We start from the raw sequence: 25,341 nt of genomic DNA, 5'->3' as shown, positions 1-25,341 counted from the left end.
CCGAACAGGAGTTCCCATGCCGCTCGTCTCCATGCGCCAACTGCTCGACCACGCCGCCGAAAACGGCTACGGTCTGCCCGCTTTCAACGTCAACAATATGGAACAGGTCTGGGCCATCTGCGAAGCAGCCAGCCAGATCGATGCCCCGGTCATCATGCAGGCCTCGGCCGGCGCCCGCAAATACGCCGGCGAGCCCTTCCTGCGCCACCAGATCCTGGCCGCCCTCGAAGCCTATCCGCACCTGCCCATCGTCATGCACCAGGACCATGGCCAGAGCCCGGCCGTCTGCATGTCGGCGATCCGTTCCGGCTTTACGTCCGTGATGATGGACGGCTCGCTGGAAGCTGATGGCAAGACTGTCGCCTCCTACGACTACAACGTCGCCGTATCCAAGGAAACGGTCAAGTTCGCCCACGCCATCGGCGTCTCGGTCGAAGCCGAACTCGGCGTCCTCGGTTCGCTGGAAACCATGAAGGGCGACAAGGAAGACGGCCACGGCGCCGACGGCCACATGACCCGCGAACAGCTGCTGACCGACGTCGACCAGGCCGCCGACTTCGTCAAGCAGACCAACTGCGACGCGCTGGCCATCGCCATCGGCACCAGCCACGGCGCCTACAAGTTCACCAAGAAGCCGACCGGCGACATCCTGGCCATCGACCGCATCAAGGAAATCCACGCCCGCATCCCGAACACCCACCTGGTGATGCATGGCTCGTCGTCGGTGCCGCAGGAACTACTCGCCGAAATCCGCGAATTCGGCGGCGACATGAAGGAAACCTACGGCGTGCCGGTCGAGGAAATCGTCAAGGGTATCGCCCACGGCGTGCGCAAGATCAATATCGACACCGACATCCGCCTGGCGATGACCGGCGCCGTGCGCCGCTACCTGGTCGAGAACCCCACCAAGTTCGACCCGCGCGACTACCTGAAGCCGGCCCGCGAAGCCGCCAAGAAGATCTGCCTGGCCCGCTTCGAAGCCTTCGGCTGCGCCGGCCAGGCGAGCAAGATCAAGGCCATTCCGCTGGAAAAGATGGCCGAGCGTTACGCCAAGGGCGAGCTCAACCAGATCGTCAGGTAACACGGCCCACGCCGCGAGTTACGACAGCCGCCGCCAGGCGGCTGTCGCTTTTTGGGGTCCATGAATTTGCCGGATGCGGCCGGCGACCCACACCTTTTATCCCGGCGGCGATGGCGATATGATCGGTGCTTTCCCCTCATCCTCGATACCCATGCTGGATAGCGACAACGCCGCTTTCATCCTGACCGGAGTCAGCATCAGCCTGGCTGCCTGCGGCAGCGATCGCCTGCCGAGCATGAGCCGGGGAATGGGCTGCAAGCTGATCGACGGCGGACGGCAAATTGGCATCTTCATCCAGCGCTCGCAAGCGACCGACCTGCTCGACCACATCCGGGCCAGTGGCCGGGTGGCCAATGTCTTCAGCCTGCCGAGCAGCAACCGCACGCTGCAGCTGAAAGGCGTCGATGCCCGGATCCTGCCCTTTGAAGCCGGCGACCTGCCGATCATCGAGGCCCACATCACCGACTTCGTTCGCGAGGTTCTGCCGCTCGGCATGACCGAAGCGGTGGTGCGTGCGGTCTTCGCCTGCGCGACGGAAGATCTGGTGACCGTGGTCTATTCGCCTTCGGCCGCCTTTTCGCAAACCCCCGGCCCGAAAGCCGGCGAACCGATCGCCGGATCGTCATGAGCGTACGTCTGGAAACCATCCGTGAATGCCTGGAAGGCATCATTCCCGGGCACATCGCCACCTGCGACACGGCCGGCATGCCCAACCTGGCCTACCTCTCGCAAGTCCAGTTCATCGACAACGAGCATGTTGCCCTCTCCTACCAGTTCTTCAACCGCACCCGGCAGAACATCCTGGCCGATTCGCCAGTCCGCCTGCTGCTCACCAGCCACCTGACCGGCGCCCAGTACCGGCTGACCCTGCGCTACCTGCGCACCGAAACCAGCGGCCCGCTGTTCGAGCAGATGAAGGCCAAGCTCGCCGGCATCGCTTCGCATACCGGGATGAGCGGCGTCTTTCACCTGCTCGGTTCGGATATCTACCGCGTGCTGACCATCGAGCAGGTGCCGGGAACGACCGTGGCGCCGCCGCCGCCCCCGGTCAATTACCTGACTGCGCTGCGCCGGGCCAGTCAGCGCCTGGCCGGCTGCACGACGCTGGAATGCCTGCTCGAAACCGCCCTGGCCTGCCTGGGCAGCGAATTCGGCATCGACCACGTCATGCTGCTGATGCACGACGAAGGACGCGGCCGGCTCTATACCCTGGCCAGCTGCGGCTACCCGGAGTCCGGCATCGGTTCGGAAATCCCGGTCGGGGCCGGGGTGATCGGCATCAGCGCCCGTGAACGAACGCCGATCCGCATCGGCTTCATGACCAGCGAGTACACCTACGGCCGCACCGTACGCGAACGGATCGCCGCCGACGGCCACGGCGATACGCTGGAGACGGCCATTCCGCTCCCCGGCCTGCCCGACGCGGCCAGCCAGCTGGCAGTTCCGATCACCGTCTTCGACCGCCTGCTCGGCGTGCTTTACGTCGAAAGCGTAGCCGACCTGCATTTCGGCTACGACGACGAGGATGCGCTGGTCGCCTTCGCCGGCCAGCTCGGCCTCGCCATCCATCACCACCAGCAGGCCGAAGAACTGGCCGAAGAGCCGCCGGCGGCCGAGAGCAGCGCCCCCGCACCGGCCGGGCCGCCGCTGGTGGTCCGCCACTTCGCCGCCAACGACAGCGTCTTCCTGGGCGACGAATACCTGATCAAGGGCGTCGCCGGCGCCATCCTCTGGGCGCTGCTCAGAGATTTCGTCGAGCGCGGGCGGAGCAGCTTCACCAACAAGGAATTGCGGCTCGACACCCGGCTCCGCCTGCCCGGGGTCAGCGACAACCTGGAAGCCCGACTGGTGCTGCTCCAGCGCCGGCTGGCCGAACGCGACGCCGGCATCGGCCTGGCCAAGACCGGGCGCGGCCGCTTTGCCCTGCACGTCGCGCGCCCCCTGCAACTGACCACGGGGTAAGGCAGGAAGCTACTAAGGCGTTTCGCTCGCGTGGAACCAGTTCAGCTTGCGGCGCGGCAGCAGGTAATCGAGTTCGTCGTCGGGGCGTTCCTGCAGCCGGAGCGGACGCTCGATCCGCAACGCCTCATTGCCGGCCAGATCGACGATGATCGCCTGCCGGCGCGGCACTTCCGGCGCGTAGATCATGACCTGGGGGCAGAGCGGATGGTCGGTGGTGGCCGAGGCGACCACCGCGCCGACCCGGCCGTCGCTCAATTGAACGATGGAGCCGGGCGGATAGACGCCCATGGCGCGGATGAAAAGCTGCAACAACACGGTGTCGAAATGCGCCTTCTCCTTGCTCCACATCGTGGCCAGGGCCTCCGAAGGCGACAGGGCGCGGCGCGGGTCGATCGGGTTGGCCAGGTTGTCGAAACGGTTGGCGATGGCGACCACCCGGGCGGCGACCGGGATGTCCTTATCGACCAGGCGATCCGGATAGCCGCTGCCGTCGATCCGTTCATGGTGCGACAGGATGGCGGCCAGGATCGGCTGCGCCAGGCGGCCGGAACGCTGGGCGGCTTCGTAGCCGGCCCGGCAATGGCTCTGATAGACCGCCTCCTCGTGCTTGTTGCGGGCCGCATTGCGCAGGATCGACGAGCTGATCGTCAACTTGCCGATGTCGTGGAGCAGGGCGGCGATGCCAAGCGCGCAGAGGGCTTCGCCGGGCAGCCGAGCTTGCTTGCCGAGCAGCAGGGCGAGCGTCATGACCGACAGTGAATGGGCGGCATTGCCGTCGGCCTGAGCCTTTTCGGCGATCAGCACGATCGCGCTGTCGGGGTCGGCGAGCAGCGCCGTCACCGACAACTCGCTGACCTGGGTGACCTGGCGGACGCTCTCCTCGGGCCGCGACTCGAAGGTCTTGAAGGCGCTGCCGATTGCCAGCGCCGAACCGATGTAATGCTTCTGCGCCTTGTCGAGGCGCCCGCGCAACTCGCTCATCACCTTGGCGCGTTCCATCTTCTCGGCCATCTGCGTCGCCTTGACGGCAGCCAGACGCGCCTGCTCGGCCAGGTCGACCGGGTCGGGGGGAGGCGCCACGGCCGGCTTGGGCAGCGGCGGCACCCGGCTGCGCGTCGGATCGCAATAGAGCTGCGCCAGGTTCAAGGCCTTGATCTGGCGCACTTGGTCATCGTCGGCGATGACGAAAGCACCGAACATGAACTGGTGCTCCATCCACGGCACGGGCAGGCGGACATAGACGCCGGGACGCAATTGCGCCGCATCGATGCCGATTTCGCCGGGCCGTGGCTGGCGTAGGTCGTCGCTTGCCAACATGTTCAATCAGAACCTCTTTAATGGACTTGGTTCGATTATGCGGCAGAGCGGCGCGCGGGGCACGCCCCGCCCCCGCGGCGCGGGCCAAAAACCGGGTTCCGGCCAGGCTTTCTTAAATCTTTGCTCAAGGCTTCTTAAAAGATTCTTAAGCAGCGGCCAGCCATCTTGCGGCCATTTTTCCGCCGCCTAGACTGGGATCACCAGCCACCGAACAGGAGTTTCGATGAACTCAGAACACCCCGCGATCGACCGCATCGCCCTCTTCGAGCAGATGCTGCTCGTCCGTGCCTACGAGGAAGCCATCGTCGCCGGCAGCAGCGCCGGCAAGGTGCCTGGCACCTGCACCTCGGTCGGCCAGGAAGCCGCCGCCGTCGGCGTCGTCAACGCTCTCGCCGGCGATGACCTGATCCTCACCAACCACCGCAGCGCCGGCCACCTGCTCGCCCGCGGCGCCGACCCCGGCCGCCTGTTGGCCGAAGTCATGGGCCGCCGCGACGGCTACTGCAAGGGGCGCAGCGGTTCGCTGCACATTTCGGTCAAGGAACTCGGCGTCGTCCTCACTTCGACCATCGTCGGCGCCGAGCTCTCGCTCGCCCCGGCGTCGCCCTGGCGCAGACCATGCTCGGCAAGCCGGGCATCGTTGTCTGCTTCTTCGGCGACGGCGCCGCCTGCGAAGGCAGCTTCCACGAATCGCTGAACCTCGCCGCACTGTGGAACCTGCCCATCCTCTACGTCTGCGAGAACAACCAGTGGCAGGCCTTCGTCCATCGCCGCGAAGCCATGAACCACGACCACGTGTCCGACTGGGCAGCCGGCTACGGCATTGCCGCCCGCACGGTAGACGGCAACGACGTCGACGCCGTGCTCGCCGCCGCCCAAACCGCTGTCGCGGCGGTCCGCGACAGCGGCCGCCCCTACCTGCTGGAAACCTATACCTACCGCAGCCGGGGTCATTTCGAGCCGGACGACCAGGCCTACGTGGACCCCGCCGAGCATGCCGCCTGGCTCGCCCGCGACCCGCTTGCCGGCTACCGCGAGCGCCTGCTCGCCGACGGCAGCCTGAGCGCGGCCGGCGCCGCCCGCCTGGCCGACAAGGTGGCCAGCCGGATCGCCGTGGCCCAGGCGTTTGCCGACGCCTCCCCCTACCCCGCCGCGGCCGATCTGACCCGCGACGTTTACGCCTGAGGAACCCGCATGCCTACCCTGACCCTTTACGATGCCGTCGGCGCCGCCCTCACCGAGGAAATGCGCCGCGACCGCAATGTCATCGCCTTCGGCGAAGGCATCGCCACCAAACGCCACGACCTGGTCGAAGAATTCGGCGCCCGCCGCGTTCGCAACACGCCGCTCGCCGAAGGCATCATCGCCGGCACGGCGGTCGGCGCCGCCGGCAGCGGCCTGCGCCCGGTCATCGACCTGCTCTTCGCGCCCTTCCTCTGCTACGCCATGGACGAACTGGTGAATAGCGCCGGCAAGCTGCGCTACATGTCCGGCGGCCAGTTTTCCTTCCCCCTCGTCACCCTCGCCATGACCGGCGCCGGCTGGGGCGTCGGCGCCCAGCACAACCACAACGTCGAGGCCTGGTTCGTGCACAGCCCCGGTCTCAAGGTGGTCATGCCGAGCACCCCGGCCGATGCCAAGGGCCTGCTCAAGGCGGCGATCCGCGACGACAACCCGGTGCTCTTCTTCCTCGACATCGGCCTCCTCTACCAGCCCGGCGAGGTGCCGGCCGAGGAGACGGTGGTGCCGCTGGGCCAGGCTACCATCGTCCGCGACGGACGCGACGTGACCCTGGTCTCCTACGGCAAGACCGTGCACCACTGCCTGCAGGCGGCAGACAGCTTGGCCGCCCAGGGCATCGCCGCCGAAGTCATCGACCTGCGCAGCCTGAAGCCGCTGGACACCGCCACCGTACTCGCCTCGGTGCACAAGACCGGGCGCCTGGTCGTCGTCCATGAGGCCAACCGCCTGTGCGGCGTCGGTGCCGAGATCGCCGCCGTGGTCGCCGAAGAAGCCTTTGCCGCCCTCAAAGCACCGATCGTCCGCCTCGGCGGGCCGGATGCCCCGGTCGCCGCCAGCTACCCGCTGGAACAGGCTTTCGTGCCCCAGGCCGAAGCCATCGCCGCGGCCGCGGCGCGGCTGTGCAACCTGCAAACCGCCTGATTTTCAAGCTCTCACATCGATAACAACGGAGTCATCACAATGCATCCCAACCTCAAACAGATCACCCTCACCGCAGCCGCCCTCGCCTGCACCCTTTTCCAAACACCTGCCCAGGCCGAAGGCCGGGACGCCCTCGTCAAGCGCGGCGCCCTGCTGGTCGGCGTCGGCGGCTGCATGGATTGCCACACGCCGTTCAAGATGGGGCCGAACGGCCCGGAAAAGGACCTTGCGCGCGGCCTCTCCGGCCACCCGGAAACCCTGCAACTGCCGCCCCCGCCCAAGCTGGCCGCCGAATGGAACTGGGCCGGCTCGGCGACGATGACCGCCTTCGTCGGCCCCTGGGGCATGACCTACTCCGCCAATCTGACGCCCGACCGCGAAACTGGCATCGGGGCCTGGACGCAGCGCGACTTCATCCAGGCCATGCGCACCGGCAAGCATGTCGGGGTCGCCCGCCCGATCCTGCCGCCGATGCCCTGGCAAGCCCTGTCCGCGCTGCCGGAGAAGGACTTGCGCGCCGTTTATGCCTACCTGATGGCCCAGCCGGCGGTCAAGAACAAGGTCCCCGACTACACGCCACCGCCCAGCAATACGGCACAGACGGCAGCCGGGCGCAAACCCTCCTGAGCCGCGGCGCGGCGCGCGCGCTTGGCCGGCCCGCATCACAACGCTTCGCGCAGCGCCCGACGCAGGGCGCCGATGATCGAATCGTAGCGATGCGGGTCGCTGTCCTGGCCGGCACCGTAGACGGCGGAGCCGGCGACGAAGGCATCGACGCCGGCGCGGGCGATGCCGGCAATGTTGGCGACGTTCACGCCACCGTCGATCTCGAGACGGATACGCCGGCCGCTGTCCTTTTCATAGGCGTCGAGTTTGGCCCGCGCCTGGCGGGCCTTGGCCAGCGTGCCGGGAATGAATTTCTGGCCGCCGAAGCCGGGATTGACGCTCATCAACAGCACGACGTCGACCTTGTCGAGCACGTAGTCCAGGTAATCGAGCGGCGTCGCAGGGTTGAAGACCAGGCCGCCTTGGCAGCCGGCATCGCGGATCAGCGCCAGGCTGCGGTCCACGTGCTCGGCGGCTTCCGGGTGGAAGGTGATGATGTTGGCGCCGGCCTTGGCGAAATCGGGAATGATGCGATCCACCGGCTTGACCATCAGGTGGACGTCGATCGGGGCCGTCGTGCACGGCCGGATCGCCTCGCAAACCAGCGGCCCGATGGTCAGGTTGGGGACGTAGTGGTTGTCCATCACGTCGAAGTGGATCCAGTCGGCGCCGGACGCGATGACATTGGCCACCTCCTCGCCGAGCTTGGCGAAGTTGGCGGAAAGGATGCTCGGCGCGATGATGAAATCGGCTTGGCTCATGGGCTTCTCCATCGCAAAAAATGGCCCCGACAAGCGGGGCCGAAAACGACGCAAGCTCGCAGAGTGAAGCTGCTTGCGTGACGCGCTAGCGGTAGCGCGCCACCATTTTGTCGAGCGCCAGCGGCTTGATCCGGCTGGCCTGCCCGGCCGCACCGAAAGCCTCGAAGCGCAGTTTGCAGAGGTCGCGGGCGGCCACTACCGCCGCCTTCAGGAAAGCGCGCGGATCGAATTCCTCGGGCTTCTCGGCCATCGCCTGGCGCATGGCGCCGGTCATCGCCAGCCGGATGTCGGTGTCGATATTGACCTTGCGCACGCCGTGGCGGATGCCCTCGACGATCTCCGCGACCGGCACGCCATAGGTTTCCTTGATCCGCCCGCCGTACTGGCGGATGACCGCCAGCCATTCCTGCGGCACCGACGACGAGCCGTGCATCACCAGATGGGTATCCGGGATGCGGGCATGGATGGCCTTGATGCGGTCGATGGCGAGGATCTCCCCGGTCGGCGGCCGGGTGAACTTGTAGGCGCCGTGGCTGGTGCCGATGGCGATGGCCAGCGCATCGACGCCGGTCCGGGCGACGAAGTCGGCGGCCTCGTCGGGATCGGTCAGCAGTTGCGCATGGTCGAGCTTGCCGGCGGCGCCGATGCCGTCTTCCTCGCCCGCCTCGCCGGTTTCCAGCGAGCCCAGGCAGCCGAGTTCGCCTTCGACCGAAACGCCGATGGCGTGAGCCATCTCGACCACCTTGCTGGTCACCAGGACGTTGTAGGCGTAACTGGCCGGCGTCTTGCCGTCTGGGCCCAGCGAGCCGTCCATCATGACGCTCGAGAAGCCGCTGCGCATCGATTGCTGGCAGACGGCCGGCGAGGTGCCGTGGTCCTGGTGCAGGCAGACCGGAATGTCCGGATACTGTTCGATGGCGGCCTCGACCAGCTTCCTGAGAAAAGGCTCGCCGGCGTAATTGCGCGCCCCGGCCGAGGCCTGCAGGATGACCGGGCTGTCGCAGGCCGCGGCGGCCTGCATGATGGCCTGGATCTGCTCCAGGTTATTGACGTTGAAGGCGGGCAGGCCGTAGCTGTGTTCGGCCGCGTGGTCGAGCAGCTGGCGCAGGGAAATCAGAGCCATGGAGGTCCTTTCAGTCGGCGACGTGCTGCAGGAAGCGCAGCAGGTTGCAGGTGTAGCCGTACTCGTTGTCGTACCAGGCGACGACCTTGACGAAGGTCGGGTCGAGCGCGATGCCGGCCCCGGCGTCGAAGACCGAGGGCATCCGGCAGCCGCGGAAGTCGGTCGACACGACCTTGTCGTCGGTGTAGCCGAGCACGCCCTTGAGGCCGCCGGCGGCGGCTTCCCGCATCGCCTGGCAGATGTCGGCGTAGGATGCTTCCTGGCGCAGCTCGACGGTCAGGTCGACAACCGAAACGTCGGAAGTCGGCACCCGGAAGGCCATGCCGGTCAGCTTGCCGGCGAGTTCCGGAATGACCTTGCCGACCGCCTTGGCGGCGCCGGTCGAGGACGGGATGATGTTTTCCAGGATGCCGCGCCCGCCGCGCCAGTCCTTGCCGGACGGGCCGTCGACCGTCTTCTGGGTGGCGGTGGCGGCATGCACTGTGCTCATCAGGCCGCGCCGGATGCCGAAGCGGTCATGCAGCACCTTGGCCACCGGCGCCAGGCAATTGGTCGTGCACGAGGCGGCCGAGACGATGGCTTCACCGGCGTACTTCTGGTGATTGACGCCATAGACGAACATCGGCGTCTCGTCCTTGGCCGGCGCCGACTGGACGACCTTACGGGCGCCGGCGACGAGGTGTTTGCGGCAGCTGTCCTGGGTAAGGAACAACCCGGTCGCCTCGATCACGACGTCGGCCCCGACCTCGTCCCACCTCAGCTCGGCCGGGTCCTTGACGGCGCTGAGCCGGATCCGCCGGCCATCGACGAGCAGATGATCGCCGTCGACCGCAACCTCGCCGGCGAAATTGCCATGCACCGAGTCGTATTTAAGCATGTAGGCGAGATAGTCCGGGGCCAGCAGATCGTTGATGCCGACGATCTCGAGGTCCGCGAACTCCGCCTCCCGGGCGATGGCCCGGAAGGCCATGCGTCCGATACGGCCGAAGCCGTTGATTGCCACCCGTATAGGCATGGTGTTGTCTCCTGATTTGATGATGAATTCTTTGGGCAAAGGGGCCCCGTCATTCCCGCGCAGGCGCCCCGAAGGAAGTACCCTTGGGGTGCGGGAATCCATGCCTTTGGTGCTGGATCCCCGTTGGCACGGGGATGACGGAAGTCCGTTAGTTAAAAGTCGCCGTCGTTGCCGCCCGAGCTGGCGATGGTGCGCAGTACCGTCTGCACCAGATGTCCGGCGGTCAGGCCGAAGTGCTCGTAGAGCGCGGCAGCCGGCCCCGAGGCGCCGAAGGACGCGATGCCCAGCACCTCGCCGTCGAGCCCGACGTACTTGTGCCAGAGATCGGGATGGCCGGCTTCGATGGCGATGCGGCAGACATCGCTCGGCAGCACCTGTTTCTTCCAGGCCACCGGCTGGCGGTCGAAACGCTGCGTGCAGGGCATCGAGACGACGCGCACGGCGACGCCCTGGGCCTTGAGTTCGGCCTGGGCCTGCATGGCGAGCGCGACTTCCGAGCCGGTGGCGATGATCACCGCCTGCAGCGGGCCGTCGCCTTCGGCCAGGATGTAGCCGCCGCGCCTAATGTCGTCGGCCTTGCCGGCCATCGCGCTGTATTGCGGCAGGTTCTGGCGCGACAGCATCAGGGCCGAGGGGCCGTCCTGGCGCTCCAGAGCCAGGGTCCAGGCGACGGCGGTTTCCAGCTCGTCGCACGGCCGCCAGAGGTCGAGGCCGGGAATCAGGCGCAGGCTGGCGGCGTGCTCGATCGGCTGGTGAGTCGGGCCGTCCTCGCCGAGGCCGATCGAGTCGTGGGTCAGGACATGAACGACGCGCTGCTGCATCAGGGCGCTCATCCGGATGGCGTTGCGGGCGTAGTCGGAGAAGACGGCAAAAGTGCCGGCGTAGGGGACGAGGCCGCGATGCAGGGCGACGCCGTTGATGATCGCCGCCATGCCGAATTCGCGCACGCCGTAGGACAGGTAGTTGGGCACCTCCTCGGGCGGCGTGTTGTGCCAGGCGCGGCTGGTCTTGCCGGCGGTCAGGTTGGAGCCGGTGAGGTCCGCCGAGCCGCCGAGCAGTTCGGGAACCCGTTCGACCAGCAGGTCGAGGCAGTTTTGCGAGGATTTGCGGGTGGCGATGGCACCCTGGCGGTCGCTGGCGCGGTCGACCAGGCGGCGGCGGATGTCGGCCCAGTCGCTCGGCAGGCCGCCCGCCATGCGCCGTTCGTATTCGCCGGCCAGTTCCGGGAAGCTGGCGCGGTAGCGGGCGAACAGGTCGTTCCAGCCGGCTTCGGCGGCGGCGCCGGCAGTGCGGCCATCCCAGGCCTGACGGATGGCTTCGGGCACCTCGAAAGCGCCGTAGGGCCAGCCGAGGGCACTGCGGGTAGCCGCACTCTCGTCGGCACCGAGCGGGGCGCCATGTACGTCATGCGAGCCGGCCTTGTGCGGCGCGCCCCAGCCGATCGTGGTCCGGCAGACGATCAGCGTCGGCTGGCCGTTGCCCTGCCTGGCGGTCGCGATGGCCTCTTCGATGGCGCGGCTGTTGTGGCCGTTGAGCGGGCCGATGACGTTCCAACCGTAGGCCCGGAAACGGGCTACCGTGTCGTCGCGGAACCAGCCCTCGACATGGCCGTCGATCGAGATGCCGTTGTCGTCGTAGAAGCAGACCAGCTTGTCCAGCCCCCAGACGCCGGCCAGCGAGCAGGCCTCATGGCTGATGCCTTCCATCAGGCAGCCGTCGCCAAGGAAGACCCAGGTCCGGTGATCGACCACGGGAAAACCGGGGCGGTTGAACTGCTGGGCCAGCAGCTTCTCAGCGAGCGCCATGCCGACCGCGTTGGCCAGGCCCTGGCCGAGCGGCCCGGTGGTGGTCTCGACGCCCGGCGTATGGCCGACTTCCGGATGGCCGGCGGTCTTGCTGCCGAGTTGGCGGAAGTTTTTCAGTTCGCTCAGCGGCAGGTCGTAGCCGGTCAGGTGGAGCAACGCATAGAGCAGCATCGAGGCGTGGCCGTTCGAGAGCACGAAGCGGTCGCGGTCTCCCCAGGCCGGATTGGCCGGGTTGTGTTTCAGGTGGTCGCGCCACAGCACTTCGGCGATGTCGGCCATGCCCATCGGGGCGCCGGGGTGGCCGGACTTGGCTTTTTCGACCGCATCGATGGCGAGGAAGCGGACGGCGTTGGCCAGCTCGCGGCGGGAAATCGGTTCACTCATGTCTCTCTCCTTGTTCTTTGGTCAGGCGCGGCGCTTCTGGTCCATCAGGCGCAGGATCATCGGCGTGAAGATCATCTGCATGGCGAGGCCCATCTTGCCGCCGGGCACGACCAGCGTGTTCGGGCGGGTCATCATGCCGCCGTGCAGGATGCTGACCAGATACTGGAAGTCGATGCCCTTCGGGTTGGCGAAGCGGATCACCACCATGCTTTCGTCGGCGCTCGGGATGTCGCGGGCGATGAAGGGGTTAGAGGTATCGACGATCGGCACGCGCTGGAAATTGACGTGGGTGCGCGAGAACTGCGGGCAGAGGTGGCTGACGTAGTCCGGCATGCGGCGCAGGATGGTGTCGGTCACCGCCTCCTGCGAATAGCCGCGCATTTTCTGGTCGCGGTGCAGCTTCTGGATCCACTCCAGATTGATGGTGGGGACGACGCCGATGCAGAGATCGACCTGTTTGGCGATGTCGATGGTCTCATCGGCATAAGCGCCGTGCAGCCCTTCGTAGAACATCAGGTCGGTGGCTTCGCTGATGTCCTGCCAGGGCGTGAAGGTGCCCGGCTCCTGGCCGAAAGGCTCGGCCTCGCCGGCATCGTGCAGGTATTTTCGGACCTGGCCGCCGCCGTGCTGGCCGTAGCTGACGAAGAGTTGCTGCAGCTCCTTGAGCAGGTTGGCTTCCGGGCCGAAGTGGCTGAAGTTGCGGTTGCCCGCCTCTTCCTGGGCTTTCATTTCGGCGCGCATGGCCAGCCGGTCGTAGCGGTGGAAGGAATCGCCCTCGACGATCTGCGCCTTCAACTGCTCGCGGCGGAAGATGTGCTGAAAGCTCTGCATTACCGTGCTGGTGCCGGCGCCGGACGAGCCGGTGATGGCGATGATCGGGTGTTTGACGGACATGACTCTCTCCCTTAACTGTGAATTCAGGCGTGCGATTCGTCGCGGAACAGCGAGCGTTCGGCGAACAGCGGCGAAACGAAGGGGCGGTCGCTGCCATTGTCGTAATCGCGGTGGTAGCGCTCCAGGCGCTCCACTTCATTTTTCGAACCGAGGATCACCGGCACGCGCTGGTGCAGGGCCTCCGGCTGCACGTCGAGGATGCGCTGGCGGCCGGTACTGGCCGCCCCGCCGGCCTGCTCGATCAGCATCGCCATCGGGTTGGCTTCGTAGAGCAGGCGCAGCCGCCCGGGCTTGCTCGGGTCCTTGCTGTCCTTGGGATACATGAAGATGCCGCCACGGATCAGGATGCGGTGCACCTCGGCAACCATCGAGGCGATCCAGCGCATGTTGAAGTCGGTGGCGCGGACACCGGTCTTGCCGGCCTTGCACTCGCTGACGTAGCGCTGCACCGGCGGCTCCCAGAAACGCTCGTTCGAGCTGTTGATGGCGAATTCGGTGGTCTCTTCCGGAACCCGGATATCCGGGTGGGTCAGGATGAAATTGCCGTTCTCGCGGTCCAGCGTGAAGCCGTGCGTGCCATTGCCGAGGGTCAGCACCATCATCGTCGATGGGCCGTAGATGGCGTAGCCGGCGGCCAGTTGTTCGCAGCCGGGGCGCAGGTAGTCGCCGGGCTGGGCGTCGCCGGCAGTCGGCCGGGCGAAGATCGAGAAGATGGTGCCGACCGAGACATTGACGTCGCTGTTCGAGGAGCCGTCCAGCGGATCGAAAACCAGCAGGTAGCGGCCGCGCGGGTATTCGTTGGGGATGGCATAGGGCTCGTCCATCTCCTCGGAAGCCATGCCGGCCAGCTGGCCGCCCCACTCGCAATGGCGCAGGATTGCCTCGTTGGTCAGCACGTCGAGCTTCTTCTGGACCTCGCCCTGGACATTGGTGCTGTCCAGCGCGCCGAGGTTGCCGCCCAGCGCCCCCTTGCCGACCATTGCGGAAATCGTCTTGACCGCGGCGGCGACGTCGATGAGCAGGGCACCGAGCTCGCTGTTCTGCAGCCGGGCTTGCTCGATGACGAATTTGGAAAGCGTGGTGCGTCCGAATTGCATGATGACTCCTGTCGATAGCCTTACCGCGATGAACGTAAAGATAAGACTATTATTAATTAAGCAATAGTCAGTGTTTTTTACTGAGTGGTTAATAGATTGCTTAATACGAAATCCACTTAAGATCGACTTCAGCAATCCTGACTGGCGCCCGCCCCGGCAGGCGGCTATCGTTTTTGGCATGAAACGCCCCCAGGCAATCATCTTCGATGTCGATGGCACGCTGGCCGAAACCGAGCGCGACGGCCACCGCCCGGCTTTCAACCAGGCCTTTGCCGAGCACGCCCTGGACTGGCACTGGGACGCCGAAAGCTACGGCCGCCTGCTCGACATCACCGGCGGCAAGGAGCGTATCCGCCACTATGCCGAACGCCAGGCCCCGGCCATCGCGGCGCGGCCTGACTTCGATGATCTGATGAAAAAGCTGCACGCCGCCAAGACGGCGCACTACGTCCGCCGGGTCGAGCAAGGGAAACTGCCGCTGCGCCCCGGCGTTGCCGAACTGATCGCCGCCGCCCGGCGGGCCGGCATCCGGCTGGCGATCGCCACCACCACCTCGCCGGAAAACGTCGCCGCCCTGCTCCGCGCCAGCCTGGCCCCGGACTCAGCGGAGTGGTTTGAGGTAATCGGCGCCGGCGACGTCGTGCCGGCCAAGAAGCCGGCGCCGGATATCTACCACTGGGTACTCGCACGACTCGGCCTGCCGGGCGGCGCCTGCCTCGCCATCGAAGATTCAGCCAACGGCCTGCGCGCCGCCCTGGGCGCGGGGATACCGACCGTGGTCACGGTCAGCGAATACACGGCAGGGCAGGATTTTCGGGGGGCGCTTCAGGTGTTGGCGGGCCTGGAGGGGTTTGGCTGGCCAAATGAAGCACGGAATGTCTAGGTTTCGGGCGGAAAGGGCACTTCGTGCCCTGAACTGACGGACCAGCCTTCTGGGAAGCGGCCCATCAGCTAAATATGCCGCTTCACTACAGGCCAAAGAAATGTGGCAACAATGCCCAATATGCTGAGTGCCACCATCCAATTGATTTTGCTTATGGTGCGCCGTCGTTCCGAGTTTACGGTGTCCATGTCCTGACGAAATTGTTCCAATTCCTTAAGTGCCTTGTCCGGTTCACTGAGCAGGCCTGCAGCGGATGCATCTGGGTCTTTGTAACGATTCCTAAACTCATGAACTCGCCGCGCTGCCTGATTGAACTCATTCGAGAACATCGGGTTCCACTCATGGTTCATGCCTGTATTTTGTTGCCAAAGGAACCTTGCGATTGCGTAAACAGTCTCCGGCTTTTCGCTTGCACCATTCAACAAGACGACGACGACTTTGCGTTTTAGAACGCCAAGTCCAAAAACCGCCAATAACCGCTCCGTCCAGTGAATGCAGTCAGCGCCTTCGGCATAGTTTTCAACTCGAAAATTCAGAGTATTGGTTGTGCTGCCTCGCAGCGCGATCTGTTGAAGATTTATTCCGTCAACCTCACGCCATGGAACAGTTCCGTGCAATGGAGTTTGGAAACCTCGGTTGCTGAGCACTAGTGCCGGTTTCGCCATGCCGGGCAGTAATCGAACTACAGAAAATAGCACGACAGCGGAGAACAAGACGCTTCCCACAAACACTCCCCATCTGGGTTCAGTTGCGGATGCTGAAGAGTAAGCAAACAAAACGCTTGCGGCGAGCATTAGCAATGCAATCAAAAACTTGGCACTGCCGGTTCTTACCTCCAGGGATTTTCCATTTTCCCAAGGAGTCTTCGCTAGAGCCTCGCTCCGACGCACTATTTCTTTGTCATGCTGCGCTATAAGAGATTTCTCGCGCCCCCTATTCATAGAGTAAGCAAAATAGGTTATGGCGGCTCCGGCAACCCCGAGCGCCAACATAGCGGGATGCTCGTGCATCAGGGCTAGCCCTAATCCAAGCATTAAGAATCCGATAGCAGCGAGAAGAAGCGCGAAAAATTTGACCATATACAGTTACTGCACAGTAATTTTGGGTAGGGCAGCCGCAGAGGTTGAGGCCATTTATTGATCCCAACATCGTGCCCAGAACCATATGGAATATCAACCTCCTTCTTCTCGAACCCGGCCACCTGAGTCACCAATTGGAGCAAGCCATCGATAATCGATAGCTGACTAATCCAATAAAAATCTTTGACTTTTATTTACCTATAACGCCCCCTAGCATTCACTCCATCGCAGCACGCCTTCCGCACACCAAAGGAGAGACACGATGGACCAAAGCAAGCGTTACGCCGACCTGAGCCTGAAGGAAGCCGACCTGATCGCCGGCGGCCGCCACATTCTGTGCGCCTACAAGATGAAACCGAAGCCCGGCCACGGCTACCTCGAGGCTGCCGCCCACTTCGCCGCCGAGTCCTCGACCGGGACCAATGTCGAGGTGTGCACCACTGACGATTTCACCAAGGGCGTCGATGCGCTGGTTTACCAAATCGACGAGGCCAGCGAGGACATGCGCATCGCCTACCCGCTCGACCTCTTCGACCGCAACATCACCGATGGCCGGATGATGATGGCCTCCTTCCTGACGCTGACCATCGGCAACAACCAGGGCATGGGCGACATCGAGCATGCCAAGATGTACGACTTCCACATGCCGCGCCGCGCCATCGAGCTGTTCGACGGGCCGGCGACGGACATCAGCACGCTGTGGCGCATCCTCGGCCGGCCGGTCAAGGACGGCGGCTATATCTCCGGCACCATCATCAAGCCCAAGCTCGGCCTGCGCCCCGAACCCTTCGCCGAGGCCGCCTACCAGTTCTGGCTGGGCGGCGATTTCATCAAGAACGACGAGCCGCAGGGCAACCAGACCTTCGCACCGCTGCGCAAAACCATCCCGCTGGTCTATGACGCGATGAAACGGGCAATGGACGAAACCGGCGAGGCCAAGCTGTTCTCGATGAACATCACGGCCGACGACCATTACGAGATGTGCGCCCGCGCCGATTTCGCCCTCGCCGCCTTCGGCCCCGATGCCGACAAGCTGGCTTTCCTGGTCGATGGCTATGTCGGCGGCCCGGGCATGATCACCACCGCCCGCCGGCAGTACCCCAACCAGTACCTGCATTACCACCGCGCCGGCCACGGCGCCGTCACCTCGCCCTCCTCGAAGCGCGGCTACACCGCCTACGTGCTGGCCAAGATGAGCCGCCTGCAGGGCGCTTCCGGCATCCATGTCGGGACCATGGGCTACGGCAAGATGGAAGGCGACAAGGACGACCGCGCCTGCGCCTACATCATCGAGCGCGACAGCTATAGCGGCCCGGCCTACCACCAGGAGTGGTACGGCATGCGGCCGACGACGCCGATCATCTCGGGGGGCATGAACGCCCTGCGCCTGCCGGGTTTCTTCGACAACCTCGGCCACGGCAACGTGATCAACACGGCCGGCGGCGGCGCCTACGGCCACATCGATTCGCCGGCGGCCGGGGCTCGCTCGCTGCGCCAGGCCTACGACTGCTGGAAGGCCGGGGCCGATCCGGTGGATTGGGCGCGTGATCATTACGAATTTGCGCGGGCCTTCGAGTCGTTCCCGCAGGATGCGGACAAGCTTTATCCGGGGTGGCGGCATAAGTTGCGGCCGGCGGCGTAACCGTTCTCGGTGGGGCGGTAGCTGGTTAGGCAAGAGCGGTACCGCCCGTTAATCATGGTTATTTTCCTGTTGATGAGCTTGGGGTTCCGCCTTGTTGGCGGGCGTACTTTTTCTTGCTTCGCCAAGAAAAAGTAGCCAAAAAGAAGGCGACCCCGGGTTACGCGGTCGGCTGCGCCGACTCCCCTGCGCTACTCGCTACTGGCGGGGGCTGCGGAACTCGGCCCTACGGGCCTCAGACAGTCCTCGCCCTTTCTCCGCCAGCAGCTCCGTTGCTCGGCGCTCCACACGGGGACCCGAAGTCAAAAACATCCCGGGCCAACCGTCACTCCCGCATAGGCGGGAGTCCAGTCTCATACATGGATTCCCGCCTGCGCGGGAATGACCGTGCCACCGTTTCACCACGGCTCGTTTTTCCGGGCCCCTTGAGAGGTGCCGAGCAACGCAGAAGCGCCGGGGGCAGTCGGCGAGGACTGTTTGAGGGGCGCAGCCCCGAGTTCCGCAGCCGCCCGGCGTTTCGAGTAGCGCAGGGAACCGGGCGTAGCCCGGCACCGACCCAGGGGTGGCCTTTTCTTTGGCTACTTTCTTTTGGCCACACAAAAGAAAGTACGCCCGCCAGCAAGGCGGAAACCCAAGCCAATTAACCACCCAACAGCGTTAAACTAAAACTTACCAAACCCCCACCAAATCGAAGCCCCCCTGAACATGAACTTCATCCGCACCCTAACCCTACGCCAGTTGCAGATCTTCGTGGTCGCCGCCCGCCACCTGAGCTATGCCCGTGCCGCCGAGGAATTGCACCTAACGCCGCCGGCGATTTCGATGCAGTTGAAGCAACTCGAGGAAAACGTCGGCCTGCCGCTGTTCGAGCGCATGGGGCGCGGCGTCGCGCTGACCGAGGCTGGCGAGATGCTGGTCCACCACGCGCTGCGCGTGCTCGGCGAAATCAAGGATGCCGAGGCCAACCTGCAGGGCCTGCTCGGTGCCGAGGTCGGCCAGTTGTCGGTCGGCCTGGTCAGTACCGCCAAATACTTCATGCCCAAGCTGCTCGCCAAGTTTTCGCAGGACCATCCCGGGGTCGAGGTGCAGTTCACCGTCGGTAACCGCGAGGCGCTGCTCCAGAAACTGCAGGACAACGCCATCGACCTCGCCGTCATGGGCCGCATCCCGGTCGAGATCGATGCCCATGCCGAGCCGATGGCCAGCCACCCCTACGTGCTGATCGCGCCGGCCGACCATCCGCTGCGCGAGGCCCGGCGCTTCGACATGCACGAATTGCGGCAGGAAACCTTCCTCTTGCGCGAGGAAGGCTCGGGCTCGCGGCGGGTCGCCGAGGAAATGTTCAAGAACCACCTGTTCACGCCGGCCCGCACGATCAGCATGGGCAGCAACGAAACGATCAAGCAGGCGGTGATGGCCGGCATGGGCGTCAGCCTGCTCTCGCTGCATACCCTGCCGCTGGAGCTGAAGACCAGCGAAATCAGCTTGCTCGACGTGATCGGCACGCCGATCGAGCGCACCTGGTATGTCGTGCACATGAACAGCAAACGCCTGCTGCCGGCCGGCCAGAAGTTCCGCAGTTTCCTGCTCGAGCACGCCGCCCCCGGTTTGACGCAGGAATTCGACCGCTACCTGCGGCGGAGCGAAGCCGCCAGCGCCTGAATGCTAGAATCCGCGCAGCCGTTCCGCGCCAACCAACCCCGTCCTCATCTGCCATGCACCCGCGATTCACGATTGCCGAACTGGAAGAACATCCGCTGCGGCAACGCCTCAACAACGAGTTCCACGCCCGCCCGCCGACTCCATTGCAGGGGCCGCTGCTCGTCTCGCAACTGGTGTTCAAGCGCGCCCGCAGCCACGTCGACGAGGAACGCGCCAACCTGACGCGGCTGACCCAGTCGCAGGTCTGCAACGCCATCGAAAGCTCCGAGGCGCACCAGATGATCGATGCCGGCTCCTTCCGGCTGCGCTGGGAGATGCATACCGAGTTTTCGACCTACACCTTCTTCCGCCCGCTGCCTGCCGGCGAGACGCTCGATCCGGACGCCACCGCCTTCGACGCCGTGCACCCGGACTGGCTGGCGGCGATTCCCGGCAAGCTGATCGTCGCCACCCATGTCGAGCTGCGCCCGACGACTGAACTGAGCCCGGAATCAGTGCTCGCCAAGCTCAACCCGAGCGGCCGCCAGATGGTCGCTTCGCAGATCGCCGACGGCAACGCCTGGGTGTTCACCGACTTCAAGATCGACAACGGCTTCTCGCGTTTCCTCGTGCTCGATGCCGGCATGACCCAGCGCCAGGCCGGGCGCACCGTGCAGCGCCTGGTCGAGATCGAGACCTACCGGATGATGGCGCTGCTCGGCCTGCCGGTCGCCAAGGAAGTCAGCGGCTGGCTGTTCGGCGCCGAGAAGAAGCTGGCCGAGCTGATGGACAACATCGGTCAGGCCCACTCGCCGGAAGACGAACGCATGGTGCTGGCCACCCTCTCCAAACTCGCCGCCGAGGTCGAACACTCGGTCGCCCGCACCACCTTCCGCTTCGGCGCGGCCAACGCCTACCACGGCCTGGTCGCCCAGCGCATCGCCGAACTGCGTGAAATCCGCATCCCCGGCCTGCCGACCATCGACGAATTCATGCAGCGCCGGCTGGTGCCGGCGATGGCGACCTGCGAGGCGATCAGCCGCCGCCAGGAGGAACTGTCCGGCCGCGTCGCCCGCAACAGCCAGTTGCTGCGCACCCGGGTCGATATCGAACTCGAGCGCCAGAACCAGGAACTGCTCTCGCAGATGAACCGCCGCGCCCGGCTGCAACTGCGTCTGCAGGAAACCGTCGAAGGCCTGTCGGTAGTCGTGCTCACCTATTACGGCTCGCAACTGGTGCAATACCTGGCCAAGGGCACCAAGGATCTGCACCATCTCTCGCCTGACGTCCTCACCGCCATTTCGATTCCGGTGATCGCCGGGGTCGTCGCCTGGGGCACCCATCGCATGCGCAAAAAGCTCACCGCCGAAGAAGGTGGCGCGCATTAATTTATAATCCACCCCTTTGCTTTCGGGATCATTGCCGTGACCACTCCTCTTTACCAGTCGTCCATCACCAGCCTGCCGCTGCTCTCCAAGGGCAAGGTCCGCGACATCTACGCCGTAGACGCCGACAAGCTGCTGATCGTCACCACCGACCGCCTGTCGGCCTTCGACGTCATCCTGCCCGACCCGATTCCGCGCAAGGGCGAAGTGCTGACCGCCGTCGCCGATTTCTGGTTCGCGAAGCTCGGCCACATCGTGCCCAACCAGCTGACCGGCATCGATCCCGAATCCGTCGTCGCCGAGAACGAGCGCGAGCAGGTCCGCGGCCGCGCCGTCGTCGTCAAGCGCCTGCGGCCGCTGCCGATCGAGGCGGTGGTTCGCGGGTACGTGATCGGTTCGGGCTGGAAGGACTACCAGGAAACCGGCGCCATCTGCGGCATCGCCCTGCCCACCGGCCTGAAAATGGCGCAGAAACTGCCTGCCCCGATCTTCACGCCGGCGACCAAGGCTGCCGTCGGCGATCATGACGAAAACGTCTCCTTCGCCGTCGCCCAGGCCAACTGTGCTGCCGACCTGGCCGAAGCCCTGGCTGGCACCGGCAAGAACGGCGCCCAACTGGCCGATGAAGCCCGCATCGCCGCCATCCGCCTCTACGAAGAAGCCTGCGCCTACGCCAAGGGCCGCGGCATCATCATCGCCGACACCAAGTTCGAGTTCGGCATCGACGCCGCCGGCACCCTGCACCTGATCGACGAGGCCCTGACCCCGGACTCCTCGCGTTTCTGGCCGGCCGACCAGTACGAGGAAGGCAAGAACCCGCCGTCCTACGACAAGCAGTTCGTCCGCGACTACCTGGAAACCCTGGACTGGGGCAAGAAGGCGCCCGGCCCCAAGCTGCCGGCCGATGTCATCGCCCGCACCAGCGCCAAGTACATCGAGGCCTACGAGCGGCTGACCGGCAAGACGCTGTAAGCAGCTAACAAAGGAACCCGGCCGCCATGGCCGGGTCCAAGATTGGTCCGCACCGCTGTCGGGAGGCTGCAATGAGACCAATCCAGAATTTTCGCCAAGCCGGCGCGTCCTTGCCGACCATTCGCCAGATCAGCTGGAAGCGGCCTTTCTTCTGGTTGCAGTCCGGTTGGCGTGATCTGCAAGCCAATCCTCTGCCCTCGCTAGCCTACGGAACGCTATTCGCTCTTGCTGGCGACCTGATCCTGCTGTCGATCATTCGCCATCCCCATCTGGTCAGCGTCGCGATTTCCGGCTTCTTTCTGGTTGCCCCGCTACTGGCCGCCGGACTCTACGAATTGAGCCGGCGCACCGCCAGGGGCGAGAAGATCATGTTCATCGACTCGCTCCGCTGCTTCCGGCGCAGCGGCCAGTCGCTGGCTTTTTTCGGCCTCTTCCTCGGACTAACCGCCATTCTCTGGGAGCGCTTTTCAGCCGTCGCCTTTGCCCTGCTCGGTGCGAGCAGCGACCTCGACAGCGGCGCCTTTCTCAAGGAGGTCGTCCTCAGCGGCGAACATGGTGCCTTCGTCGTCGTCTGGTTCGCCTTGGGCGCGCTGCTGGCCTTGGTCGTCTTCGCGCTGGCCGTGGTCGCGGTACCGATGATGCTCGACCGCGACAGCGACATCGTCACGGCGATGATGACCAGCCTCGATGCCTGCATTGCCAATGCCGGGCCACTCCTGCTGTGGGCGGCGCTGATCGTCACGCTGACGCTGACCGGATTTGCCACTTTGTTGTTCGGTCTGATCCTGATCATGCCAATCCTCGGCCACGCCTCGTGGCATGCCTACCGAGAGCTTGTAGAATGAGGGTTATGCCCCCAGATCCAACGGGCGGCCTGGACCGCCCGTTTTTCTTGCCCGGAATATAAAAATGACGACCGTCAATCCCCTGCTCGACTTCTCCGACCTGCCACGTTTCGACACCGTTCAACCGGAACATGTCAAACCGGCCATCGAATCGCTGTTAATCGCCGGCCGCGAGTTGGTCGAGCGTCTGACCGCCGACGCCACCCCGGCCACCTGGCGGGATTTTGCCGGGGCGCTGGCCGATGGCCTGGAACCCTTCGGTCGAGCCTGGGGCATCGTTGGCCACCTGCACTCGGTCAACGACGTGCCGGCCTGGCGCGAGGCCTACAACGAGATGCTGCCCGAGGTCTCGCGCTTCTACGCCGAACTCGGTCAGAACCTGAAGCTGTTCGAGAAATACAAGGCGCTGCGCGCCAGCGCCGAATACGCCACCCTCTCCGTCGAACAGAAGAAGGTCGTCGACAACGAGGTGCGCGACTTCCGCCTGAGCGGCGCCGAATTGCCGGAAGATCAGAAACCGCGCTTCCAGGCGATCATGGAGGAGTTGTCGCAACTCTCCGCCAAGTTCTCGGAAAACGTGCTCGATGCCACCAACGCCTTCGCCGAAGTGATCACCGACGAAGCGCTGCTTTCCGGTCTGCCCGCCGACGCCATCGAAGCCGCCCGCACCGCCGCCGAAAAGGCCGGCGTCGCCGGCTGGCGCTTCAGCCTGCACGCTCCCTCCTACGGCCCGGTCATGCAGTACGCCGACAACCGCGAACTGCGCGCCCGAATGTACCGCGCCTACGCCACCCGCGCCGCCGAATTCCACGACGGCTCGAGCAAGCCGGAATGGGACAACACGCCGATCATCCAGCGCATGCTGGAACTGCGCCGCGAAGATGCACAGATGCTCGGCTACAAGAATTTCGCCGAAGTCTCGCTCGCGCCCAAGATGGCCGATACGCCGGAACAAGTACTCGCCTTCCTGCGCGAACTGGCGGCCAAGGCCAAACCCTTCGCCGCCAAGGACATCGCCGAACTGCGCGCCTTCGCCAAGGACGAACTCGGCCTCGCCGATTTCCAGCCCTGGGATGCCGCCTACGTTTCGGAAAAGCTGTTGCAGAAGCGCTATGCCTTCTCGGAACAGGAAGTGAAGCAGTACTTCACCGAACCCAAAGTGCTGGGCGGCCTGTTCAAGGTCATCGAGAGCCTGTTCAACGTCAAGGTCAAGCCGGACAGCGCGCCGGTCTGGCACGAGGACGTCCGTTTCTACCGGCTGGAATCCCCGGCCGGCGATCTGGTCGGCCAGTTCTACCTCGATCTCTACGCCCGCGAAACCAAGCGCGGCGGCGCCTGGATGGACGAAGCCCGCTCCCGGCGGCGTACCACCGGCGGCATTCAGAAGCCGATCGCCTACCTGAACTGCAACTTCTCGCGCCCGGTCGGCGACAAGCCCGCCACCTTCACCCACGACGAAGTCACCACGCTCTTCCACGAAACCGGCCACGGCCTGCACCATCTGCTGACCCGCGGCGAGGAACTCGGCGTTTCCGGCATCCATGGCGTCGAGTGGGATGCCGTCGAGCTACCTTCGCAGTTCATGGAAAACTATTGCTGGGAGTGGGAGGTCGTCGAAGGCATGACCGCCCATGTCGATAGCGGCGCCCACCTGCCGCGCGAACTGTTCGACAAGATGCTGGCTGCCAAGAATTTCCAAAGCGGCATGATGGCGGTGCGCCAGATCGAGTTCTCGCTGTTCGACATGCTGCTGCACGCCGGCTTCGACCCGGCCGGTCCGCACAGCGTGATGGACCTGCTGGGCGAAGTGCGCAAGGAAGTCGCCGTGCTCATCCCGCCGGAATGGCACCGCTTCCCGAACAGCTTCTCGCACATTTTCGGCGGCGGTTACGGCGCCGGCTATTTCAGCTACAAGTGGGCGGAAGTGCTGTCGGCCGATGCCTATGCCGCCTTCGAGGAAGCCGGCGATCCGTTCGACGCCACGACCGGCCGGCGCTTCCTCGACGAGATCCTCGCGGTCGGCGGCTCGCGTCCAGCCATCGACTCCTTCAAGGCCTTCCGCGGCCGCGAACCCAGTGTCGACGCACTGCTCCGGCATAGCGGTATGATTGCGGCGTAAGCAACCTCCCGATGGAGAAGAAAATGCGTTTTCTGCTCATGCTTTGCTTGGCGCTGACCAGCCTCCAGGCCGCTGCCCAGGCCTATCGCTGGATCGACCCTAGCGGCCGCATCATCATTTCCGACACCCCGCCCCCTGGCAAGGCCAAAGCTTTGTCCAGGGTCGGAGAGAAAGCCGAGAGTAGCGATGACCTGCCTTTCGCGACGCGCAAGGCCAGGGAAAACTTTCCGGTGACGCTATACACCGCCGCCGATTGCACCACCGAGTGCGTCCAGGCCCGGGATCTGCTCAACAAGCGGGGCGTACCCTTCACCGAAAAAATGCTGCAAAAGGCGGAAGATGCCAACGAGTTGAAGCAGTTGGTCGGCGACGTCTTCGTGCCCTCGCTGAGCGTCGGCAAACAGACCCAGCGGGGCTTTGAAGCCGGCGCCTACAACAATCTGCTTGACCTTGCGGGCTACCCGAAAAGCGCACCATTCGGCAGTAAACCATCGGGTGGCCTGCAACCTGCCGAAAAAGCCAACTGACCCTTACCCGCCGTGGCCATCGGCAAGCGGCCGAAGACCATGG

Annotated in this window: 21 protein-coding genes and 1 pseudogene; 14 read left to right on the top strand and 8 right to left on the bottom strand. The window is 64.9% G+C overall.

Annotated elements, in window-relative coordinates:
• The first annotated feature begins 16 nt into the window (after positions 1-16).
• The 3 genes from fba (NQE15_RS05940) (at position 17) to NQE15_RS05930 (ending at position 3,043) form a co-directional block, all read left to right on the top strand.
• On the top strand, positions 17-1,081 hold the full coding sequence (fba, locus tag NQE15_RS05940) for a class II fructose-bisphosphate aldolase (RefSeq protein WP_265947455.1): 1,065 nt from the start codon (positions 17-19) through the stop codon (positions 1,079-1,081).
• Positions 1,082-1,199: 118 nt separating this feature from the next.
• A complete protein-coding gene (locus NQE15_RS05935) occupies positions 1,200-1,709 on the top strand; it encodes a hypothetical protein (protein WP_265947453.1) in 510 nt (169 codons plus the stop codon).
• Complete coding sequence (locus tag NQE15_RS05930) at positions 1,706-3,043, top strand: GAF domain-containing protein (RefSeq protein ID WP_265947451.1); 1,338 nt, start codon at positions 1,706-1,708, stop codon at positions 3,041-3,043. The genes NQE15_RS05935 and NQE15_RS05930 overlap by 4 nt, the downstream gene beginning before the upstream one ends.
• Before the next feature lie 12 nt (positions 3,044-3,055).
• Here NQE15_RS05930 and NQE15_RS05925 read toward each other — a convergent pair whose 3' ends face one another.
• On the bottom strand, positions 3,056-4,360 hold the full coding sequence (locus NQE15_RS05925) for an HD-GYP domain-containing protein (RefSeq protein WP_265950143.1): 1,305 nt from the start codon (positions 4,358-4,360) through the stop codon (positions 3,056-3,058).
• Positions 4,361-4,583: 223 nt separating this feature from the next.
• On the opposite strand from NQE15_RS05925, the pseudogene NQE15_RS05920 reads away from it, so the two are divergent.
• From NQE15_RS05920 to NQE15_RS05910, 3 genes and pseudogenes are all read left to right on the top strand, one after another.
• Positions 4,584-5,545 (top strand): annotated as a pseudogene (locus NQE15_RS05920) (thiamine pyrophosphate-dependent dehydrogenase E1 component subunit alpha).
• A 9-nt stretch (positions 5,546-5,554) separates the two neighbouring features.
• The gene (locus NQE15_RS05915) at positions 5,555-6,523 is read left to right on the top strand and encodes an alpha-ketoacid dehydrogenase subunit beta (RefSeq protein WP_265947449.1); all 969 of its coding nucleotides are present in this window, start codon (positions 5,555-5,557) and stop codon (positions 6,521-6,523) included.
• Positions 6,524-6,562: 39 nt separating this feature from the next.
• Positions 6,563-7,150 carry a diheme cytochrome c-553 gene (locus tag NQE15_RS05910; protein WP_265947447.1) on the top strand — a complete coding sequence of 196 codons (588 nt, stop codon included), beginning with the start codon at positions 6,563-6,565 and terminating at the stop codon, positions 7,148-7,150.
• A gap of 35 nt (positions 7,151-7,185) precedes the next feature.
• Here NQE15_RS05910 and rpe read toward each other — a convergent pair whose 3' ends face one another.
• The 6 genes from rpe to NQE15_RS05880 all read right to left on the bottom strand — a co-directional run bounded on the left by rpe (position 7,186) and on the right by NQE15_RS05880 (position 14,208).
• Complete coding sequence (gene rpe, locus NQE15_RS05905; protein WP_265947445.1) at positions 7,186-7,890, bottom strand: ribulose-phosphate 3-epimerase; 705 nt, start codon at positions 7,888-7,890, stop codon at positions 7,186-7,188.
• Between the two features lie 85 nt (positions 7,891-7,975).
• Positions 7,976-9,013: a class II fructose-bisphosphate aldolase gene (fba, locus tag NQE15_RS05900; RefSeq protein ID WP_265947443.1), complete on the bottom strand. Its 1,038-nt coding sequence runs from the start codon at positions 9,011-9,013 to the stop codon at positions 7,976-7,978.
• Between the two features lie 10 nt (positions 9,014-9,023).
• Positions 9,024-10,028: a type I glyceraldehyde-3-phosphate dehydrogenase gene (gene gap, locus NQE15_RS05895; protein WP_265947441.1), complete on the bottom strand. Its 1,005-nt coding sequence runs from the start codon at positions 10,026-10,028 to the stop codon at positions 9,024-9,026.
• A gap of 152 nt (positions 10,029-10,180) precedes the next feature.
• Positions 10,181-12,217, bottom strand: a complete 2,037-nt coding sequence (gene tkt, locus NQE15_RS05890) for a transketolase (RefSeq protein WP_265947439.1) — start codon at positions 12,215-12,217, stop codon at positions 10,181-10,183.
• A gap of 21 nt (positions 12,218-12,238) precedes the next feature.
• Complete coding sequence (locus tag NQE15_RS05885; RefSeq protein ID WP_265947436.1) at positions 12,239-13,111, bottom strand: phosphoribulokinase; 873 nt, start codon at positions 13,109-13,111, stop codon at positions 12,239-12,241.
• Between the two features lie 23 nt (positions 13,112-13,134).
• On the bottom strand, positions 13,135-14,208 hold the full coding sequence (locus tag NQE15_RS05880) for a class 1 fructose-bisphosphatase (protein ID WP_265947434.1): 1,074 nt from the start codon (positions 14,206-14,208) through the stop codon (positions 13,135-13,137).
• A gap of 178 nt (positions 14,209-14,386) precedes the next feature.
• On the opposite strand from NQE15_RS05880, the gene NQE15_RS05875 reads away from it, so the two are divergent.
• On the top strand, positions 14,387-15,091 hold the full coding sequence (locus NQE15_RS05875) for an HAD family hydrolase (RefSeq protein ID WP_265947431.1): 705 nt from the start codon (positions 14,387-14,389) through the stop codon (positions 15,089-15,091).
• Positions 15,092-15,159: 68 nt separating this feature from the next.
• Here the strand turns inward: NQE15_RS05875 and NQE15_RS05870 are convergent, their stop codons facing one another.
• Positions 15,160-16,170, bottom strand: coding sequence for a hypothetical protein (locus tag NQE15_RS05870; protein WP_265947429.1), 1,011 nt, complete (start codon positions 16,168-16,170; stop codon positions 15,160-15,162).
• A gap of 262 nt (positions 16,171-16,432) precedes the next feature.
• Between NQE15_RS05870 and NQE15_RS05865 the strand changes: the two genes are divergently transcribed.
• The 7 genes from NQE15_RS05865 (at position 16,433) to NQE15_RS05835 (ending at position 25,298) form a co-directional block, all read left to right on the top strand.
• Positions 16,433-17,812: a ribulose-bisphosphate carboxylase gene (locus NQE15_RS05865; RefSeq protein ID WP_265947427.1), complete on the top strand. Its 1,380-nt coding sequence runs from the start codon at positions 16,433-16,435 to the stop codon at positions 17,810-17,812.
• A gap of 702 nt (positions 17,813-18,514) precedes the next feature.
• A complete protein-coding gene (locus tag NQE15_RS05860) occupies positions 18,515-19,471 on the top strand; it encodes a LysR family transcriptional regulator (RefSeq protein ID WP_265947425.1) in 957 nt (318 codons plus the stop codon).
• A gap of 53 nt (positions 19,472-19,524) precedes the next feature.
• Positions 19,525-20,838, top strand: a complete 1,314-nt coding sequence (locus NQE15_RS05855; RefSeq protein ID WP_265947423.1) for a DUF3422 family protein — start codon at positions 19,525-19,527, stop codon at positions 20,836-20,838.
• Positions 20,839-20,874: 36 nt separating this feature from the next.
• The gene (locus NQE15_RS05850) at positions 20,875-21,807 is read left to right on the top strand and encodes a phosphoribosylaminoimidazolesuccinocarboxamide synthase (RefSeq protein WP_265947421.1); all 933 of its coding nucleotides are present in this window, start codon (positions 20,875-20,877) and stop codon (positions 21,805-21,807) included.
• Between the two features lie 71 nt (positions 21,808-21,878).
• Entirely contained in the window at positions 21,879-22,652 is a 774-nt protein-coding gene (locus tag NQE15_RS05845) for a DUF2189 domain-containing protein (protein ID WP_265947419.1), read from the top strand.
• A gap of 64 nt (positions 22,653-22,716) precedes the next feature.
• Positions 22,717-24,771, top strand: a complete 2,055-nt coding sequence (locus NQE15_RS05840) for a M3 family metallopeptidase (protein ID WP_265947417.1) — start codon at positions 22,717-22,719, stop codon at positions 24,769-24,771.
• A 23-nt stretch (positions 24,772-24,794) separates the two neighbouring features.
• Entirely contained in the window at positions 24,795-25,298 is a 504-nt protein-coding gene (locus tag NQE15_RS05835; RefSeq protein ID WP_265947415.1) for a glutaredoxin family protein, read from the top strand.
• The last annotated feature ends 43 nt before the right edge of the window (positions 25,299-25,341 follow it).

Origin of the sequence: Dechloromonas sp. A34 (genome assembly GCF_026261605.1) — a bacterium.
Classification (GTDB): Bacteria; Pseudomonadota; Gammaproteobacteria; order Burkholderiales; family Rhodocyclaceae; genus Azonexus.
Note: the sequence above shows the minus strand (reverse complement) of the source record. Positions and strands in the feature narration are given on the sequence as shown.